Origin of the sequence: Catenulispora sp. GAS73, assembly GCF_041262085.1 — a bacterium.
GTDB lineage: Bacteria > Actinomycetota > Actinomycetes > Streptomycetales > Catenulisporaceae > Catenulispora.
Map to the genome: position 1 here is coordinate 1 of NZ_JBGCCM010000024.1, position 17,867 is coordinate 17,867.

Genomic DNA, 17,867 nt, shown 5'->3' on the forward strand with positions numbered 1-17,867 from the left:
GAGCCGGGAGCCGGGAGCCGGGAGCCGGGAGCCGGGAGCCGGGAGCCGGGAGCCGGGAGCCGGGAGCCGGGAGCCGGGAGCCGGGAGCCGGGAGCCGGGAGCGTTTTCGGTCTGTCGGAACCGTGGGTCCTTCATGAGGGCAAGCCGATCGCGGTCGCACAGGTGCTCTCTCATGCTGAGCAGCTAGATCGCTTCCGTAAAGCCGCGCCGGCAGCGGCGTCCACTGCCGTCATCGCCGGCGATCCCTGCTTCGACCGGCTGCTGGAAAGCGCAGGTGACCGAGAGCTCTACCGTGCGGCGTTAGGGCTGGGCAACCGTCGGCTCGTCATCGTGAACACCACTTGGGGGCAGCATTCGCTGTTCGGGCAGCAGGTCGGCTTGGTGGAGCGGCTGGTGGCCGACCTCCCGGTCGATGAGTACCTGGTAGCCGCCGTCATCCACCCGAACGTCATCCACGCACACGGCCCGGCCGAGGTTGAGCGAGTACTCGCCCATGCCCGCAGGGGCGGGTTACTGATGGTGCCGCCGATGGATTGGCGTGCCGCATTGCTCGCCGCCGACGCGGTAGTCGGCGACCATGGGTCGGTGACTTTCTACGGCGCAGCGCTCGGCATCCCTACTATCCTGGCCACGTATCCCGCCGATGCAGTCGACCCGGGGTCCCCTATCGCCCGCTTTGCCGAAGCGGCTCCTCGTCTGGTGTCGAACGCCTCGTTGCGGGATCAGATCGAGAAGCTGATAGCCACCTACGAACCAGCGCGCTATGCGGAGATGACGGGGTGTGTGACCTCTGTTCCCGGTCGCTCGCTGGAACTGCTCAGGGCTCTGTTCTACCAACACTTGGCGCTGCCCGAGCCCGCGTGGCCGGCCGTGCCGGAACCAGTGCCGCTGCTATACCACTGCCCCCAGCGGGCCACCGCACTGTGGACACGTGTCGTGAACGAGCGCGTAGAGCGGTATCCGATGGCTGTCGCACACGCCACGACGCCACGTGCCGGTGGCCACATAGTCGTTGACTCCACCAGGCCGGTCGGCCGCGCAGCCCAAATGGCCGACGTGCTTGTCCGGGAAGCGCCGGGAGCCTCGGCGCAGTGGGCGCGACACGCATTCGAGCAGCTACCGGGGCTGACCGTGGCGGCCGTGGTCGAGGAGGACACCTGTCGGATGTGGCTTCGAGACGGCACCGAACACGTCCGCCGGGCAGCGCCTGGCGAGGATCCCTCAGTGCTGGCATCAGTGCTGTACAACGAGGTGGTACCCAGCCCGGCGTCCCGCCACTTCTGATCGATCAGCTCCCCGATCCGCGTCTCAGGGACTCAGCACGAGCGCGGACATCAGCTGCTTTGAGCGAGCCGACCGCCTCGTAGACTTCGGCGGCACGCTCCAAGGCGTTCGCCGCGCTCTCGCTGTCACCAAGGGCGCTGTGCGCCGAAGCCAACGTGGTCAGTGCTACCGCGCCCTGCAACGGGTTGTGTAGCCGCCCGAACTCCGCGATGGCGAGGTACAGCCGCTCCACGGCCTCCTGCGCCCGACCGGCGGCAATCAGCAGGTCACTGAGATCAACAAGCGCGCGCGCCAAGTTGTAGGCGCTGTTCCCATCGGCTTCATAAGCGGGGATGGACTGCTCGGTCATCACCTCGATGGCCTCGGTACGCCGCCCCAGCGCCCCGAGGACCCGTGCCCGGTGCCGCTGCACGTTCCCGAGGGCAGCGACACCAGCCCCGGAATCGATCTGGACCAGCGCCAACACCCGGTCGAACGCCGCGAGCGCCTGCTCGGGACGTCCGAGTCTCAAGTCGGTCAGGCCGACGGACTCGACGGCTGCGGCCAGCAGCTTGTCCACCCCGGTGTCCTCGGCAACGGCCACCGCGGAACCGAACTCCGTCGCTGCCTGCTCGATGTCATCCTGGTTGTAGTAGGCGAAACCCAGTTGCAGCCTGATACGGGCCTCGGCCGGCCGGTTGCCCAGGCGCGCCGCCGACTCGATACCGAGCTCATGGGTGTCGATCCAATCGCCGAACGCGTTGCTGAAGAAGTACAGGCCCCATAGGACCTCGCACATCTGCCACACCGTCTCGTGGTCGCCGAGGTCCGACGCGACGGTCACGACGTTGCGCAGATTGACGTGCTCGGCTTCCAGCCAGCACACCGCCGCCTCGGTGTCCTCGAAACGGGGCTCGTCCTCGAAGTCGGGCCCGAGATGCCAGCGCGGAGAACGCGCTCGATCAGCGACTGCGGTACGCCGCAGATACCAACCGACGATCGCTTTCTCAGCCGCGGTGAAAGCTGTGAGGTCCGACAGCGCTTCCCGGCGGACAAAATCCTGGACCAGAGTGTGCAGGCGCCACCGTCGGCCCGAGCGCGACGCCCCAGGCTCATGCAGGACCGTGACGAGCCCGGCTTCTACCAAGTCCGCCAGCGCGCCCCGATCTGGTGTGCAGAAGGCCACCAGGTCTGGTCCGAACTCCGCGCCGGGATGTGATGCCAGCGCGCGGAGGAGCGCTCGGCCCGGTTCCGGCAAGCTGCTGACACTCAGCCCGAGAGCAGCGTCCACGGAGTAGTCACCGCCTGATCCCATTATCTGCGCCGAGGCCTCGATGCGGCTCCGGGCGTCAGCCAGGTGCCGGGCCAGCTCCTCGGCGGAGTCCCACCTGCCACGGTCCAGTTCGGCGGCGATGACGCGCAGCATCAGCGGATGTCCATCGCTAAATGCCGCCAGCTGTTCGAACGCGCTCCGTTCTGCGTCGACACGACCGGGACCTACCAGCTCGGCCAGTAGAACCAGGCAGTAGTCGCGCTCGAGCATCGGCAGCCGTAGGAACTCCGCGCCGTGGGCAGTTCGGATACCGGGGATCTCATGATGCGCCGTCACCACGGTCAAACTGCCCTGAGATGTGGGGCACAGCGACGCGACCTGTGCGGCGCTGGCGGGATCGTCGATGAGCACAGCAACGGGCTCGTCCGCGGTGATCCGACGGAACAATGCCGTACGCGCGACCAGGCCGGGCGGCACTTCCGCGGGGAGTACGCCTTTGGCGATGAGCCAGCCGTCCAACGCCTCTTCCACGGAAACCCCGTGCCCCGGACGGCCTCCGCCAAGGTCGGCGTAGTAGACGCCGCCGTGGTAGCGCTCGCTACGGCTGCGCAGGTACTGGACTGCGGTCTCAGACTTCCCGACGCCGGCCACACCGCCGATCTGGACGACGCCGACTTCCCGGTCCGCGAAGTGGTCCAAGCGTTCGTGCACAGAGTATCGGTCGGTGTAAGGACGATGACTCGCCGGCAGCATCGCCGGTGCACTCGCGGGAAGGCGCGGCCGGGATCCGAAGAAGTTGATCGTCGCGTTGTCGAAACTCCGGCCCTGAACAAAGCTGTGCGCCGCTCCGGAGACATCGTTGTGGATCGATCCCCGATCAGCCTGTTCGTCTGCCACCGGCCCAGGGTACGGTGACCGCACACGTACTTTCCACTACACACCGCGAAGCACTAACCCTGCCTTGACGTCCGATCAACGGCCGTAGAATGTCAGGGCTCGCTTTTCTCATCAGGGGGGCCGACATGGACCCGATCGTCACGTCGAGCATGATCTCGACCGCGCTGGCGAAACTCCTCGACAGCACAGCGACCCAGGCGGGCACCAAAGCGTGGGACGCACTCACCGCCCTCCTCACCCGCCACCACCGCAAGGCCCCGGACAAACCCAAGTCAGCAGACGAAGTCGCCACGCTGGCCGCCGAACTGTCCACCGCGGCACAGGAAGACACCGTGCTGGCCAACGACCTGCTGGCATGGCATCAGTCGATCGAGGGGTCGGACAACACGGCGAACATCGTGTCAGGTACGGCGAGCCAGTTCGTGCAGGGCCGCGACTTCCACGGCGGGAACTTCACCTTCAACTAGCGGCACGGCCTGATGATCGACGGGACGGGAGAACCTTCGCGGTGGGCGGCGACCACGGGACACAATCTGAGATCAGCGGCTCGGCCGGCAACGCTGTTCAGGCCCGAGACATCAGCGGCGACATCCACTTCCACTCGGCATCGCAAGCCCCGACCCCGACGCCGAGACAGCTGCCGGGAGACGTGCGCGGATTCGTGAATCGGGTGGCGGATCTGCGGGCGTTGGACGAGGCCCTGCTTCCGGCACCCGAGGGCGGCACCAGCGATACGGACGGCCGCGACAGCGGCCTCATCGTCGTCATCTCCGGAACAGCCGGGGTCGGCAAGTCATCGCTCGCCGTGCACTGGGCCCACAAGAACCGCTCTCAGTTCCCCGACGGCCAACTCCACGCAAACCTCCACGGATTCGACCAAGGACCGCCCGTGAACCCCGCCGATGTCCTCGGGCGCTTCATCGAGGCGCTGGGAGTTCCCGCAACGATGACCCCCGCGGACCACGACGCACGAGCGGCTCTGTTCCGGTCCCTCGTGGCGGACAAGCACCTGCTGATCGTGCTGGACAACGCCGCCAGTAGCGAGCAAGTCAGGCCCCTCCTCCCAGGCGCATCGCATTGCGCGACCCTCATAACGTCCCGCAGTCGGCTGTCCGCGCTGGCCGTCCGAGACGGCGCCGTCCGGATCACCGCCGACATCTTCGCCGAGCCAGACGCCGTCAAGCTGTTGACCACTACATTCGGCACCGCGCGCACGGACGAGGCAACGGACATCGCCGAACTGGCCGGGCTCTGCGCCCGGCTGCCGCTGGCCCTACGGATCGCCGCCGAGCGCGCGGCCTCCCGCCCGATGATGCCGCTGACCGACCTCATCGCCGAACTGCGTAGTGAGTCCTCGATGTGGGATGCCTTGTCTTCCGAGGACGCGGCAGAGGCCGACGCGGTACGAACAGTCTTCGCGTGGTCGTACCGAGCGTTGTCAGAGCCGGCCTCTCGTATGTTCCGCCTCCTGGGGCTGCACCCGACATCAGAGTTCTCCGTCGGAGCGGCGGCAGCTCTCGCCGGCGTCCCACCGCGCACCGCCAGCCGACTCCTCGACGACCTGTCCGGCGCCCACCTGATCACGCAACTAGAGCGGGACCGCTTCCAGGTCCACGACCTGCTGCACGCCTACGCCGCCGACCAAGCCGACGAGACCGACACCGATGAAACGAACAGCAAGGCCGTGAGCCGGCTGCTGGACTGGTACGTACAAGGTACTGAAGCAGTCCGCGCCGCAGCACCCTACGAGCAGGCTTCACACCACGTCCCCATTGACGGCGCCGACCCCGATGTGACTTCCCCATCGTTCCCGGACTACCCAGCTGCTCTGTCGTGGTTCCGCAGCGAGCGCGGCAACCTGGTTGCGGCATCGCACCTGGCCGAACGTCTCGGATTCGACCGTCACGCATGGCAGATTCCAGCTGCGTTGTCGTTCGCCTACGCGCACAACGGATACTTCGACGACTGGCTCGCGATCACTCCCCCAGGGCTCGCCGCAGCCGAACGCGACGGTAGCCGAGCAGGACAAGCTGCGCTACTGGCTTCCCTGGGCATGGCGTACCGCCAGTCCGGCCGCTTCGAGGAAGCCGCCGGATACTACGATGCCGCGCTGGCCATCCACCGGGAGACCGAAGATCAGCTCGGACAAGCGTGGGTCCTCGATCTGATCGGGTTCTTGGACCACGACGCGGGACGTCTGGACTCTGCGATGACCGCATTCACGACCTCCGTGAACATCTGCTTGGCCGAGCAGCTGGACGGCTTCCTGGGCTATCCCACAGAAGGCATCGGATGCGTCCGCCTCGCCCACGGAGACACCGACGGTGCCGTGACCGCCTATCAGGAATCGCTCGCACTTCACACTGCCGCCGGCGACGCCATCGGTTGTTTCCACGTCCTCGTCTCCATCTGCGACGCGCAACTGGTGAACGGCCTGGCCGCCGAAGCCGAGCGTACCTCGGCACTCGCCTTGGAAGCCGCCGAGACTCTGGACAGCCGAGCCAGGGAGGGCCAGGCGCTCATCGCCCGCGCCAGGGCCCTGCAGTCCGTTGAGCGCGCCGATGAAGCACTCGCCTGTTACCAGCGCGCCGCGATGATCCAGCGCACCCTCGGCGACCGGGTCAACGAGGCTCGCGCGATCGCCGGCGCAGCCGAGGCCTACCGAATCCTGGGCCGTGACGACGAGGCAGAAGATTTCGAACGCTGGGCCGGTTCGTTGCGCGCTGCGCTCGAGGTACCGGGGACAACTCTTTCCAACCCCGCCGTGCTCAGCTAGCGTCCCACCGTGGCGCGACGGTGGCGCACAGACACTTTCGGATGAAGGAAGACGACATGCCGAGCGACGTCCCACATTTGCACGACGATGACATAGAAAATCCGGCGAGGACCAGCGGACCAGCGGACCAGCGGACCAGCGGACCAGCGGACCAGCGGACCTCTGGAGCGCATGGTGTAAGGCCCAAGCCAGCGGTAGTGGCAGCGGGTGTGTAGAGGTACGTCGTCACCCCGATGGCCGGCGTGAAGTTCGCGATAGCAAAGACCGCCAGGGGCCGGTCTTGGCCTTTTCGCGGTTTGAATGGGAGTGCTTCATCGACGGCGCGCGAAATGGCGAATTCGATAGCTGAGACACGGCCGTCCCCGCCGGGTCACCCCCCGACGAGAATGTCGGGCGTGGCCGGTTGGCTAGTGCTATCCCAGCGGGATCAGGCCATGCCTCGCCGGCGGCTCGCCGCCGGCCGCATAGAGGCTTCTTGCGCCTCGACGAACGCTCGCGTTGGGCGGCGGGCATGCGTGCCACGATCGCGGCGATCTCCGCCCGGCGGCGACTGGAGACGTGGTCGACTACGCGGCGGCTGGCCTTGGTGTTGGACGCCCTGGTATCCGCCGGCCCGTGGGGCTGCCCGTGGCCACCGCCGGGGACTGATCTCTCGGACTGGATCACGCAGCAAGCTGTGCTCGCCGCCGCACACCACTGGGATCGCACCAACATGGATTAGCTGCTCAGGGTGGTGGTGTGGCCGGGCTTGTGGGTGCTCGTGCTGTTGGCGGGCGGGTGTCCGCGTTCTAGATCATCTGTCAACGGCTGGTTTCGAGGTTCGTCAGGACGAGCAGGGCTCGGAGCAGGGCGGTGGCCCGTGCCGGGTTCAGGCGTAGCCGGGTAGCCGGGTGAGGATGCGACAGTTCTTCAGGGCGGCGAAGCCGTGCTCGACGGGTGCGCGGGCGGCGGCGATGGTCTGGTTGGCCCGTTTCTTCGCGACGGTGAGGTTCTTCTTGCGGGTCCGCTTGATGCCGGTGATGACCACTGGGTCGTCAGGGTCCCGATCGAGGCCGACGAAGCCGAGGTCGGCCAGGGCTCCCAAGCTGGCGGTGCGCAGATGCTCGCAGAGCTTGTCGTGCCGGGCTGTCTTGATCTCGCTGGCCGCGCCGCGGCGGGCCGAGGAGATCCAGATCAGGTTCCCACGCTCGTCGGTGAGGGCCAGGAACAGCAGGCCGTGGGATTTGTGCTTGAGGCTGTAGTTGCTGCGGTTGGCCGCCCCTGTGCGGCGGCGGGTGCGGATCAGGGTGCCGTCCAGCAGGACGGCCTCCCCGCTGGCGCGGGTGATCCGGTTCAGGGCGCGGTCCAGTCGCGGGGCCCGGCCCGCGACCAGAGTGATCACCTCATCGGTCCAGCGGCGGATGGTCGTGGCGGAGACCTGGTTGCCGCCGGCCAGGTCGGCGGCGCGCTGGTCGTGGCGCAGCACGGCCAGGACGCGCGCTCGTCGTGAAAGAACGAGGCTGGTATTGGAATCCTTCGTTAGCTCAGGGAAGCCGCGCCGCACGCACTCTCAGGACAACTCCTTTCCGGCTCCCATGATCCGTAGCCCGAGCACGGCGCCATCGGCATCCATAGCGAGCGGTCCGCCCCACTCCAGCTGCGCATCGCTGCGGCGCTCGCTCCACGCGTCGCGAGCTGCGGGCAGGACACGTTCGTATTGTTGGACGTCGTGTTGTTCGGCCAAGGTCCGATGGAGCCCGCGGAGCATGCCGGAGAACGCCTCGACACGGAGTCCGTCGAGACGGAAGACGTGGTCAGTGCCGACGAAGTCCATCCCAGCAAGCGTGATCGCGGTATCACACACGATGCCGGTGCTGGGATGTTCGACTGCCGGTCCGACGCGACGTCGTTGCCGCTCGGTGAGCAGGTACCGGGCAGATGCCCGGTCGCCGACAAAGGCGAGCAGGCTCGCCGCCGCAGTTCTGATCAGCACGCGGGAGAACCATTCGGAACGCTCCTGTGGAATATAGAACCCCGGCCGGGAGTCCTTCCGGCCATCAGGCGCGGTAGTGGGAATCGCCGGGAAATCGTTGAACTCCTGCACCGGCCCGTTCAGCGACGGGACCTGGTCCTCGGGCAGAGCAAGGACTCCGTCACCGGTCGGATCGAGGATTCGCATTTCGATTCCGCCGCGTCCAGCCAGCGAGGTGGCCATCAGCAGACTGGGCGGCGGCGCTCCGTTGCCGATGACCACGGCGTTGACCTGAGCGGCGGCCTTGGCCAACTGAATGTGCTGGGCGTCGATCTCGCCGTGCGAGCCCTTGCACTCCACGGTGATGACCCGCACAGGCTCACCGTCCTTGACTCCGACCAGGAAGTAGTCGGGGCGCAGCCTCATGTTCGGGCGTTGCTGAATATCGGCGCCTCGCACCGTCCAGCCTGCTTCGAGGGCAACATCGGCATCGACGACTTCGAAGTGATGATCGGGATGCCGCACATAGGCGACTCTTAACGCTGCGGCCAGAGCGAACGCAATGCCGAGGTCCTCGGCCTGGACAGACTTTCGGTGGAACGACGGGTCCTTACCGTCGTCCGACAGCTCCATGCGGCCCTTGTCGTTGGCCTGCAGCGTCGTGATGTACTTCAAACAACCCCAGTGCTGGGCCAGTGCGCGCGACGAACCGTTACCGGCCAGGACGGTGGCACGTCCTAGGGTGTGGAGGAGTTCCCACGGGGTGATGGACATTACGCCACCGTGCTCGCTCTTGGGCACCGGGGTGAGCCGGGGCTTGCGAGCCTGCAGTGGGAGTTTCTTCTCTGTACGCTCGGCGTCGACCCTCGCCGACTTCTTCCTGACGTGGCTTGCAAGGTACGTGCTCGATTGGATCTCAACTGCGGACGACTCACCGAGATTCTGCAGTGCTGATACGACATCCATGATGCCCCCACCCACCGTTCGCGTGCCCTGCGGACAACATAGGGATGCCATGCTGGAACCGAGAAGGTCGAACTCTCATGAATTGCGGAGATTGACCGAAAACCGAGGTCGCCATCGTGGCTGGCCACTGGTCAAGAACGGGTTCCGCAGTGACGTGTTCGGCTTGAGCTAGGGCTGGACCTTGCCGAGCTCGTCGCAACCGCCACCTCGGCGGCGACACCGGCCAGCACGTGCACTTGAGCCTTCACCACCGCGAGCAGAGCACGGACTCTACGCGGTGGCCTTCACGTTTGTGTTCGGCGGCGGGATGCCGGAGTTCGCGTATCACGCCGCAGGACCAGGCGCAGCTGTCAATCCCTGTTGGATGTCGGCCCCGTGGCCAATGCCTCGGCAGCAAACATAGTTTACAAAAATCCTACCGCAATAGCCGTATATAAAACCCTAAAGGGTTCGCCTCTGGAGACGGGCGGGGCGGCCGGCCTGCAGGTTGGGCACATGAGCTCTCACCGGCTTGCAAACGACAGAAGCGTCAAGGGCAGCGGTGCATCGGCGGAACCCATCAGCGAGCCGTCTGGGGTGCGGTTCGCGTTCGCGGGGCGGGTGTCCACTGAGGACTTGCAGTCGCCAACCGAATCTCGCGGCTGGCAGCTCGAACGCGCTTCGGGGCTCGTGGCCGGGCACGGTGAGATCGTGGCGGAGTTCTTCGATGTGGGGCAGTCCCGGGCGACGTCGTGGCTGCGGCGGCCACAGTCGTGCCGGTTGCTGGAGGCCTTGGCCGATCCGGAGCGCGGGTTCGACGCCGTCGTCATCGGCGAGCCGCAGCGGGTGTTCTACGACAACCAATACGGCATGGTGGCACCGCTGTTCGCGCACTACCGGGTGCCACTGTGGGTCCCGGAACTCGGCGGCCCGGTCGACCCCAACAACGAGGCGCACGAGCTGACCATGGCCGTGTTCGCGCAACTAGCCAAGGCCGAGCGTAAGCGGATCCAGGTCCGGGTCCGCACCGCGATGGGCGCGAAGGCCCGCAATGAAGGGCGGTTCCTAGGCGGACGCCCGCCATACGGCTATCTTCTGGCTGACGCCGGCCCGCATCCGAACCCCGAGCTGCACCGGATGGGAGTCCGCCTGCATCAGCTGGCCGTTGACCCGTCTGCGGGGCAGGTTGTGACGCAGATCTTCACCCGGCGCGCTGCCGGGCATAGCGCGGCGGCGATCTGCCGGGAGCTCGACGCCGGGGGGTGTGGCCTCCCCGTCAGCGCACGATCCGGCCCGCAATCGGCACCGGACCGGCTCCCGTTGGACGGCCGGTGCAGTGCTGGCGATCCTGCACAATCCGCGCTACCTCGGCTACCAAGTATGGGGCCGGGCCAGGAAGACCGACGTGCTCGTCGACCCTGCGAACGTCCAACTCGGCACCAGGCCATTGCTCATCGACAACCCGTCAGAAGACTGGATCTGGTCAGAAGACTGCGCCCAGCCGGCACTCGTGGATCGTGAAACGTGGAACAAGGCGCAGGCGATACGCAGCCAGTGCTCAGTCACCGCAGAAGGACACACCTATCTGCTTTCAGGGCTCATACGCTGCGCGCACTGCGGCAAGCGCCTGAAGGCTGCCTAGAACAACGGCCGAGCTACCTATCGATGCAAACATCCTGAGAGCGCCGCATCGGACACCGCGAGACAGCCCTTGCCCCGGACCTTGTCAGTACGCGAGGACTGCATCCGCGAACACATCCCCGCACTTGCCGTCGCGCTGGGCATCAGTTCCCACGCCGCGGCCGACGACCACATCGCTCACGTCAGAACGCTCCAGGAAGCCTGGGCGACGCTGATCTACGACCACAACGACAAAACCGTCACCGCAAACAGCGATGACGGTCCGATCCAGATCAAAATCCACCGATAGCAAACTGAAAGGGGCCCTCAGTCCTACCGGACTTGAACCCCCACAAAGCCCCGACCAGGATCTTTACCGTCCGGCCGGGGCGCAAGCGACCCGCAAAATCCGGACATATCAGGTCAAAAAGTGTCCGAGGGGCGTCATGTACTTTATATACACGCGATCGGAGCCCCATTTGGGCGAAAATTCCGATCGATCTGCCCTTTCAGTACCTGGACGACTTCACTGTGTGATCGATTCAGTAGCTGACCAGGTATCTAAGAAGATGGTACCGCCATCCGACTCGGGGTGCAACCCATTCCGGTAATATAGCCAAGATCGAGCCTGTCATCTGCAATCGTGGATGACAGGCGCACACCTTGCCGTTTGCTTCATCCCGTACAATTCCTCATTCCGCGACGCGCTTCACGATATGTGCTTAGGTCGTTGTTGTAGCGCCTCTCCCTGATCCGGAAAACGTCCTTACCGCCTTCGAGAATCTCTTGGATGTCCTCGCGTGCAGGGCGAATCTCTATCGGTCCTGCACGCGAGGAGCTGGCGGCTGGCACTGCCCTCGTCTGCGCTGTCGCGGAAGCCACCACCTGCGCGTGGCGAGGGGTGTTTAGAAGATGGTCAGGCCGCTGCAGGATGGGATCCCGAACCACGGAACCGTGAACGTCGCGCTGCCATCGCCGGCCGTGCAGAGCTTGAGGAAGGTGTTGCCGACTCCAAGCGCCGAGGCGACGATGCCAGCGATCTGACCGCCGAGCGGGACTTGAGCGGCGGAGAGGATCGCGCCGACGAGCGAGGCCACGCTCTGTCCGAAGCCGACGACGCTCTCGACTTCCGTGACAGCCTGCTTGCTCATAGCCAGCTGGATCCCGGAGTTGTCGATCGTAAGAACGATTCCGGGCAGAAGCGTGATGGTGGTGTCCTGAACGGCGGCCGGGACGACCGCGGCCACATCAAGGGCTACGCCGTTGCGGGCGGCGCCGGAAGTAGCGGCTCGGCGGGCGAGAAGCTGGTCGAGGCTGGCGGCGAGGGCGGCTTCGGTCTTCAGCGCCTGGCTGCTGACCCCGGCCTTCTCAGCGCCGAGGGTGTCGACCGTGACGTATCCGTCGTTGACGTGCACGTACGGGACCGCTGCCATCAACGATGCGGCGGACACGGCACTGCCGCTGAAGGAGAGCGAGACTGATGCCGGCTGTGCGCGGTGCTGGACGGCAGCGCTCGCAGGGCCGGCGGTGCTCGCGACCATTGCGGCGCTGACCGCGACGGCCGTGACGAAGGGTACGGCGCGGCGAATGCGCTTGTCGCCGTCGGTGGCGAGCAAGCGCGAGGGGGACGGTTCGGTGTTGTTCACGGGCGGGCCTTTCTCGGTGATTGATGACGCCTCTTTCCGTGGCGCTGGGCACGCACAGATGCCAGCCACCGAGCGGGAGGCTATGCAGTCGCCGCCAGGACCGGTCCTGAACCGGCCGCACTAGCCTCGGCCTACTCAGTACCCTGTCATCACCGGTCGGCTCCGTCGGCCGCGATCCGTGAGTGAGGTGACCGTCCATGGCGTTCCTACCGCATGCCCTTCCGCCCTCGACGCCGCTGAGCGGCGGTGTGCCGGAGCCTGCGCCGCCGGGCACGATCTTCGTGATCGCCGATCGCGGGGGGTGGGCGGTGCCACCTCGCACGTACGCGTTGACCTGCGGCCGGAACGAGGACGAGGTCCATGTCCCGTTCGGTCTCGACGACGACCGCATCAGCCGCGTGCACGTGGCCTTCGAGTGCGACGGCGGCCCGTGGTGGCTGGTGAACCGGGGCCAGCGGCCGATCCAGATCCCAGACGGTCCGCTAGTGCTGCAAGGCCACGTCCACAAGATGGGCACCGGTTACACGCCCCTCATCATCGTCACCGAGCTGGGCCGGTCGCATCTGATCCACGTCCGCGTGGTCGGGTACGGCGGCCTCACCGCAGCACCGCAGCCGGGCAAAACAACCGCGCCGCCGGTGGCCGGGCACCTGACGAAAACCGAGCATCTGCTGCTCACAGCGCTCGCACACCGCTACCTGCGCGGGGAGCGCCATCCACAGCCGGCCACGCGAAAGCAGACGGCTGAGATACTTAACCGGATCCCCGGCCAGAACGGCTGGGACGAAAAGCAAGTCGACAACCGGGTCAGCGCGATACGCAAACGCCTGGCCATCCCGTTCACCAGCCGCGAGGAGATGAACGAGCCCGTCGGCAACACGCTCAACCACAATCTCATCCACGCTCTGCTGCGAAGCGCGATGCTGCTGCCTGACGACCTCCGGTTGCTCCACGAAGACGACGACTGATACCGGCAAGGGACCATCTCGGTATCAGCGCAGCATGAAGGCGAACAGGTGACCGTTCCTGGAGGCGAGCAGTCCGTTGGGCTGCATGAGAAAGGTCCACGCTCCGGTGCCGTCAGAAACCGGGAACCTCCAGGCCGGTTTGCCGGTCCTGGCCTCCCAGCCGTAGAGGCCCGCCTGGCCCCCGTCGGCGTCGAGCGCCGCCGCCACGAAGAACCCGCCGACCGCACCGCCGAGCTGAAGCTGCCCCAGATCGTTCCCAGCAGTCCACAAAGGTGTCCCGTGCCGGGCGTTGATAGCCTTCAGCACACCATCGAGGTAGCACACGGTCTGGTCCACGATCGCGTAGCCGCCGCTGGTGCCATCGCCTGCGAGGGCGGGGTTCACTGTCCACAGCTGCCGACCGTCAGAGGGGTCGAAGGCGGAAAGCAGGCCGGTCCCAGTCTGGTTGCCTGCCATCCCGGGATAGCAGAACAGGATTCCCTGCTCCAATCGCAGCGCCGTCGTGTAGAAGATGGTCTGCGGCGCCGCCTGCGACGGCAACGTAGTCGGTTTGCTCCACACCTGTGTTCCGTCAGCGGCCTTCAACGCGAGGAGATTCATCGACGCTTCGTCCAGTGCGTAGTAGACGTCGCCAGTGGCTGGGGCGCACAGCCCTGCGCAGGGCTTCGTCCACCGTTGGCGCCCCGAATTCGCATCGAGCACCGTGTAGACCCACGATGTGCCATTCGTGAGGTAAGGGATAACCGTGCCGGTCGACGTCGCATCGAGCACGTCGTAGACGTTCGCCAACGCATGCGTCCAGCGCGTCGTCCCGTCGGTCAGATTGATGCTGCGGACCAGATTCGACGCTTCTGTCCCGACGAGATCGGTCTTCGTCACGAAACGGGGATCGGGGTTCGTCGCGGTGTCGGAGGCCCATACCGGATTCCCCGTGCGGGCGTCGAAGGCGTAAGTGCGTCCGTCGGAGCGGACGACGTAGACGGTTGTGCCGTCAGTGATGATCGAGCCGCCGCGGGACTCGACGTCGGACCACAATCCGGTCCCGGCAGCCACGTCGAAGCTGGCGATGCCGGTCCGGTCAGTGCAGACGACCGTCTTCGCGTCGTACGCCCGGACAGCCAGCGTCGAGCGGGCAAGGGATGACGCCCAGCGGGTCTTCATCGCATCCAGAGTCTGATGCGACGTGCCACCTACACCGGTCTTCGGCGTGGAACCCTCGGTGAGCAGTGCCGCGAGGCCACCGCTGATCGCGGTGACGGCAAGGGCCCCGCCACCGATCAGAATCTTGCGACGGTTCGGGTGTGCGGGGCCGAGGATCTGCCTCAACGTCACCGTGTGCCGGTGCACCTCGCCGACGACCGCCGGTGCCGACCAGCCAGCGCCCGCACCGCGTCGGAACAGCGCGGGAAGGTCTTCCGCGGCCGGCCGAAGCGCCGGGTCCTTGGCCAAGCACGCCTCGACCACATCGCGAAACCGTTGGGGCACGCCGTCCAGACGCGGCGGATCGTTCAGTGTCCGCTGCCGCATCCATAAATCCGGACCAGTGCCGCACGGCGGGAAGCCCTGCGTGGCGAATGCCAGCACCGCACCCAGCGAGAAGATGTCAGTGGCCGCCGTGGCGGCGTCGCCGCGCAGACGCTCGGGGGCGATGTAGCCGGAAACGCCGTAGACCAGGCCGCTCGGCACCGCCTCACCGCGCTCATCGACGACGCGGCTGATCCCGAAGTCGATGACCCGCGGACCGTCCTCGGCCAGCAGGATGTTCGCCGGCGTGAGGTCCCGATGTACCCGACCCGCGCGGTGGATGGCAGCCAGCGCCTCGGAGACGCCGGCGGCGAGCAGCAGGAAGTCGGCCTCTCCCAGGCGCGCGTTCTGCACGACCGCGTCATGCAACGAGGGTCCGGCGATGTAGACGGTGGCGAACCAGGGCGGCGTGGCGTCCGGGTCCGCATCGACGATCGGGGCAGTGAACGCGCCGCTCACCGCCTGCGCCGCCGCGATCTCGGCACGGAAGCGAGCGCGGAAATCCGGCTCGTGCAGCAGTTCCTTGAGCAGGATCTTGACCGCGACGGCCCGGCCACTGGGCGAGACGCCGAGGTAGACACGGCCCATGCCGCCCTCGCCGAGCCGCCGGACGATGCGGAAGGGGCCGACGAACGTGCCGACGAGCGTAGCGCTCGAGGCTGTTCCCGGATCGGCTGCGGGCGTCATCATGCGGCGACCGGGAAGGCGAACAGCGTGGAGCCGGTGTCGGCGTACAGGGTGGCGCCGGACAGCAGGACCGACCACGTGGTGCCGGTCGCGATCGCGTCGTGATACACCCACAGCGGCTTTCCGTCGGTCGCAGACAACACCAGCACGCCGGACGTCGTCGTGCCACCCAGAGGGACGGCCACGTACTTATCCGTGGCAGAGATGACGACCAGAGTCCCCAGCGGATCCGCGGAGATCGACGCGGGGAGCGGGTCGGGGGTGTACCAAAGCGGCTTACCGGTCCGGCTGTCGAGTGCGGTGACGCTGTAGTCGGCGGTGACGCGGAAGACGCGACCGTGATCGGCTTGCAGGATGTTCAGGGCGTGGTCGGAGCCCGCTTCCTTCGTCCACAGCGGGGAACCGGTCGTCGTGTCCACGGCGGTGAGGACCGTGCTCAGGGTGATGAGCGTCGCTCCGTCGATCGCCATCGTCTGCGGCACCTGACTGCTTCCCGTGTTCTGGACTGTCCACGCGACCGAGCCGGTGCGCAGGTCAATGGCCCTAGTCGCGGTGCCGTCCTGGATGAGGCAGTATTTCCCGGCGACGAGACCTCCGACGGGCGGGCCGTGGGTGAAGGTCCCGGCGCTGACCGCGTAGAACCCCCAGGTGGCCGCGCGGTGCCACAGGGCCTTGCCGTTGCCGGTGTCGAAGGCGACGAGGGTCGAGGTGCTCAGCGCCGACTCCCCCGACATCATGCCGACCACCGCGATCACCGCGATGCCGCCCGACATGCCCAGACAGGCGTATGAAGCCATCTGGGGTGCCGACGCACTGGTCAGAGCATCATCGATCGATACATCGATCTTCAGTGCGCCGGTCGCGTCCAGGGCCTGGAAGTGCCGTGCGCCCGAGCTGAAACCGATGCCGAGAAGCAGGCCGTCGGCAGTGCCCAGCCAGTTGGAGAGATCTCCGGACTTCTTCGCTCGCGAGGAGCCGTCCTTGGTGGAATACGTATCTGCTTCGTTCTGGATCCAGCGGACCAAGGTGGTGTCGGACTGGAGCGTGAGGGTCGCGGGGTCGACGAGCACGGACACGTTCCGCCGCCAGATCGGCGCCGGTGCCGTGGAGGCGGTCGCAACGGAGGTCGTGGACCGGCCAGGGACGTTCGGTGTCTGCTTCAGGGAGCCGGGGGCGATGCCGCCGAGCCAGACAGGGGAACCTTGCCGGGAGGACAGCCGGACGACGCCCGCTGTCGCCCCGCCCAGCACGACGCCAGCCGCGGCTGCCGCGGCGAGAAACCCGCGCCGTCCCGGGGCGAACGGCTGCTGGCGGGGCCGCTCGGCCGGGTCCAGCCAGTCAGAGGGCGTCGGGATGGCGCGCGATTCCTGGCGCATCATGGCCGTCGCGTTCTCCCCGCGTGTCGCGAGTTCCTGACGCAGGGCCGGTGTCAGCAGGTCGACGGGATCGGCCGGGGACAGGGCCAGGAGCAGTTCATCGACAGACGGTCTGCTGGCCGTGTCCTTGGCCAGGCAGGCCTCGACCAGCGGACGCAGTTCGTCGGGCACGCCGTCCAGCTGTAGATCACCGCGCAGCACGCGCCCGAGCATCTCTTCCGGCGTGCCGCGCCCGAACGGATTCGTTCCGGACGCGGCGTACTTCAGGACGCAGCCGAGGGCGAAGACGTCAGTCGCGGGCCCGACCTCCATGTCGGAAGACAGTTGCTCGGGCGCCATGTACCCCGGGGTACCGATAACGTGCCCGGTGACGGTCAGTGCGCTCGCGCCCTCTGGACTCTCGGGCGCGGCGGCGCCGAACGCCTTGACGATCCCGAAATCGATAACCCGGGGGCCGTCCATGGCGATCAGCACGTTGCCGGGTTTGAGATCCCGGTGCACCAGCCCCACCCGGTGGATCGCGGTCAGTGCCTCGGCGAGCCCGGCGCCCAGCGCCCGCAGCGCGGCGGGCCCGAGGACGCCGCTGTAGCGGACGACCTCGCTCAAAGACGGCGCCGGCACGTATGTAGTGGCCAGCCACGGCGGATTGCCATCGGGATCGGCGTCAAGCACCGGCGGGGTGAACATCCCCCTGACCGCCCGCGCCGCCTCGATCTCCCGCCGGAACCGTTCGCGGAACTCCGGCTCGGCCGCGTACGCGGGGCGGATCACTTTCAAAGCGACCAGCCGGAGCCCGGGTGAGCGGGCGAGGTAGACCTTGCCCATCCCGCCCTCGCCAAGTTCATGAAGGAACTGATACTGCCCAAACACAGAGGAACTTTATCGACGAAGAGTGCCGAAGGTAATACAGTCCGCTGTTGAAGTCTGACGTATCGGCGCTA

12 protein-coding genes and 2 pseudogenes are annotated in these 17,867 nt (G+C 66.8%); 8 read left to right on the plus strand and 6 right to left on the minus strand.

The window, feature by feature from the left end:
- Positions 1-1,284, plus strand: a 1,284-nt coding sequence (locus ABH935_RS31560) for a hypothetical protein (protein ID WP_370381600.1), incomplete at its 5' end; no start/stop codon positions are given.
- 4 nt (positions 1,285-1,288) lie between these two features.
- Here ABH935_RS31560 and ABH935_RS31565 read toward each other — a convergent pair.
- Positions 1,289-3,433, minus strand: a complete 2,145-nt coding sequence (locus ABH935_RS31565) for a tetratricopeptide repeat protein (RefSeq protein ID WP_370381601.1) — start codon at positions 3,431-3,433, stop codon at positions 1,289-1,291.
- A gap of 125 nt (positions 3,434-3,558) precedes the next feature.
- On the opposite strand from ABH935_RS31565, the gene ABH935_RS31570 reads away from it, so the two are divergent.
- The 3 genes and pseudogenes from ABH935_RS31570 to ABH935_RS31580 form a co-directional block, all read left to right on the plus strand.
- A complete protein-coding gene (locus ABH935_RS31570; protein WP_370381602.1) occupies positions 3,559-3,900 on the plus strand; it encodes a hypothetical protein in 342 nt (113 codons plus the stop codon).
- Positions 3,901-3,941: 41 nt separating this feature from the next.
- A complete protein-coding gene (locus ABH935_RS31575) occupies positions 3,942-6,209 on the plus strand; it encodes a tetratricopeptide repeat protein (RefSeq protein WP_370381603.1) in 2,268 nt (755 codons plus the stop codon).
- Positions 6,210-6,390: 181 nt separating this feature from the next.
- Positions 6,391-6,558: pseudogene (locus tag ABH935_RS31580) on the plus strand (DUF397 domain-containing protein); the annotation flags it as partial.
- 519 nt (positions 6,559-7,077) lie between these two features.
- Here the strand turns inward: ABH935_RS31580 and ABH935_RS31585 are convergent.
- Complete coding sequence (locus ABH935_RS31585; RefSeq protein WP_370381604.1) at positions 7,078-7,674, minus strand: transposase family protein; 597 nt, start codon at positions 7,672-7,674, stop codon at positions 7,078-7,080.
- Positions 7,675-7,758: 84 nt separating this feature from the next.
- Entirely contained in the window at positions 7,759-9,126 is a 1,368-nt protein-coding gene (locus ABH935_RS31590; protein WP_370381605.1) for a hypothetical protein, read from the minus strand.
- A 495-nt stretch (positions 9,127-9,621) separates the two neighbouring features.
- Between ABH935_RS31590 and ABH935_RS31595 the strand changes: the two are divergent.
- The 3 genes and pseudogenes from ABH935_RS31595 to ABH935_RS31605 form a co-directional block, all read left to right on the plus strand.
- Positions 9,622-10,149, plus strand: a pseudogene (locus ABH935_RS31595) (recombinase family protein); the annotation flags it as partial.
- A gap of 292 nt (positions 10,150-10,441) precedes the next feature.
- A complete protein-coding gene (locus tag ABH935_RS31600) occupies positions 10,442-10,747 on the plus strand; it encodes a recombinase family protein (protein WP_370381606.1) in 306 nt (101 codons plus the stop codon).
- A gap of 81 nt (positions 10,748-10,828) precedes the next feature.
- Positions 10,829-11,035 (plus strand): hypothetical protein, encoded by a 207-nt coding sequence (locus tag ABH935_RS31605; protein ID WP_370381607.1) that lies wholly within the window; start codon positions 10,829-10,831, stop codon positions 11,033-11,035.
- Between the two features lie 595 nt (positions 11,036-11,630).
- On the opposite strand, the gene ABH935_RS31610 is transcribed toward ABH935_RS31605, so the two are convergent.
- Positions 11,631-12,371: a hypothetical protein gene (locus ABH935_RS31610; protein ID WP_370381608.1), complete on the minus strand. Its 741-nt coding sequence runs from the start codon at positions 12,369-12,371 to the stop codon at positions 11,631-11,633.
- 197 nt (positions 12,372-12,568) lie between these two features.
- Between ABH935_RS31610 and ABH935_RS31615 the strand changes: the two genes are divergently transcribed.
- Positions 12,569-13,339, plus strand: coding sequence for an FHA domain-containing protein (locus ABH935_RS31615; RefSeq protein WP_370381609.1), 771 nt, complete (start codon positions 12,569-12,571; stop codon positions 13,337-13,339).
- A gap of 24 nt (positions 13,340-13,363) precedes the next feature.
- Here the strand turns inward: ABH935_RS31615 and ABH935_RS31620 are convergent, their stop codons facing one another.
- Both ABH935_RS31620 and ABH935_RS31625 read right to left on the minus strand, forming a co-directional pair.
- Complete coding sequence (locus ABH935_RS31620; protein ID WP_370381610.1) at positions 13,364-15,553, minus strand: PQQ-binding-like beta-propeller repeat protein; 2,190 nt, start codon at positions 15,551-15,553, stop codon at positions 13,364-13,366.
- Positions 15,550-17,796 (minus strand): protein kinase, encoded by a 2,247-nt coding sequence (locus tag ABH935_RS31625; protein WP_370381611.1) that lies wholly within the window; start codon positions 17,794-17,796, stop codon positions 15,550-15,552. Before ABH935_RS31625 ends, ABH935_RS31620 begins: the two co-directional genes overlap by 4 nt.
- Positions 17,797-17,867: the final 71 nt, after the last annotated feature.

Excerpts from the sequence above, each read along its gene's own strand:
- ABH935_RS31570 (WP_370381602.1), top strand. The coding sequence starts at position 3,559 with ATGGACCCGATCGTCACGTCGAGCATGATCTCGACCGCGCTGGCGAAA.
- ABH935_RS31590 (WP_370381605.1), bottom strand. The coding sequence starts at position 9,126 with ATGGATGTCGTATCAGCACTGCAGAATCTCGGTGAGTCGTCCGCAGTT.
- ABH935_RS31615 (WP_370381609.1), top strand. The coding sequence starts at position 12,569 with ATGGCGTTCCTACCGCATGCCCTTCCGCCCTCGACGCCGCTGAGCGGC.
- ABH935_RS31620 (WP_370381610.1), bottom strand. The coding sequence starts at position 15,553 with ATGATGACGCCCGCAGCCGATCCGGGAACAGCCTCGAGCGCTACGCTC.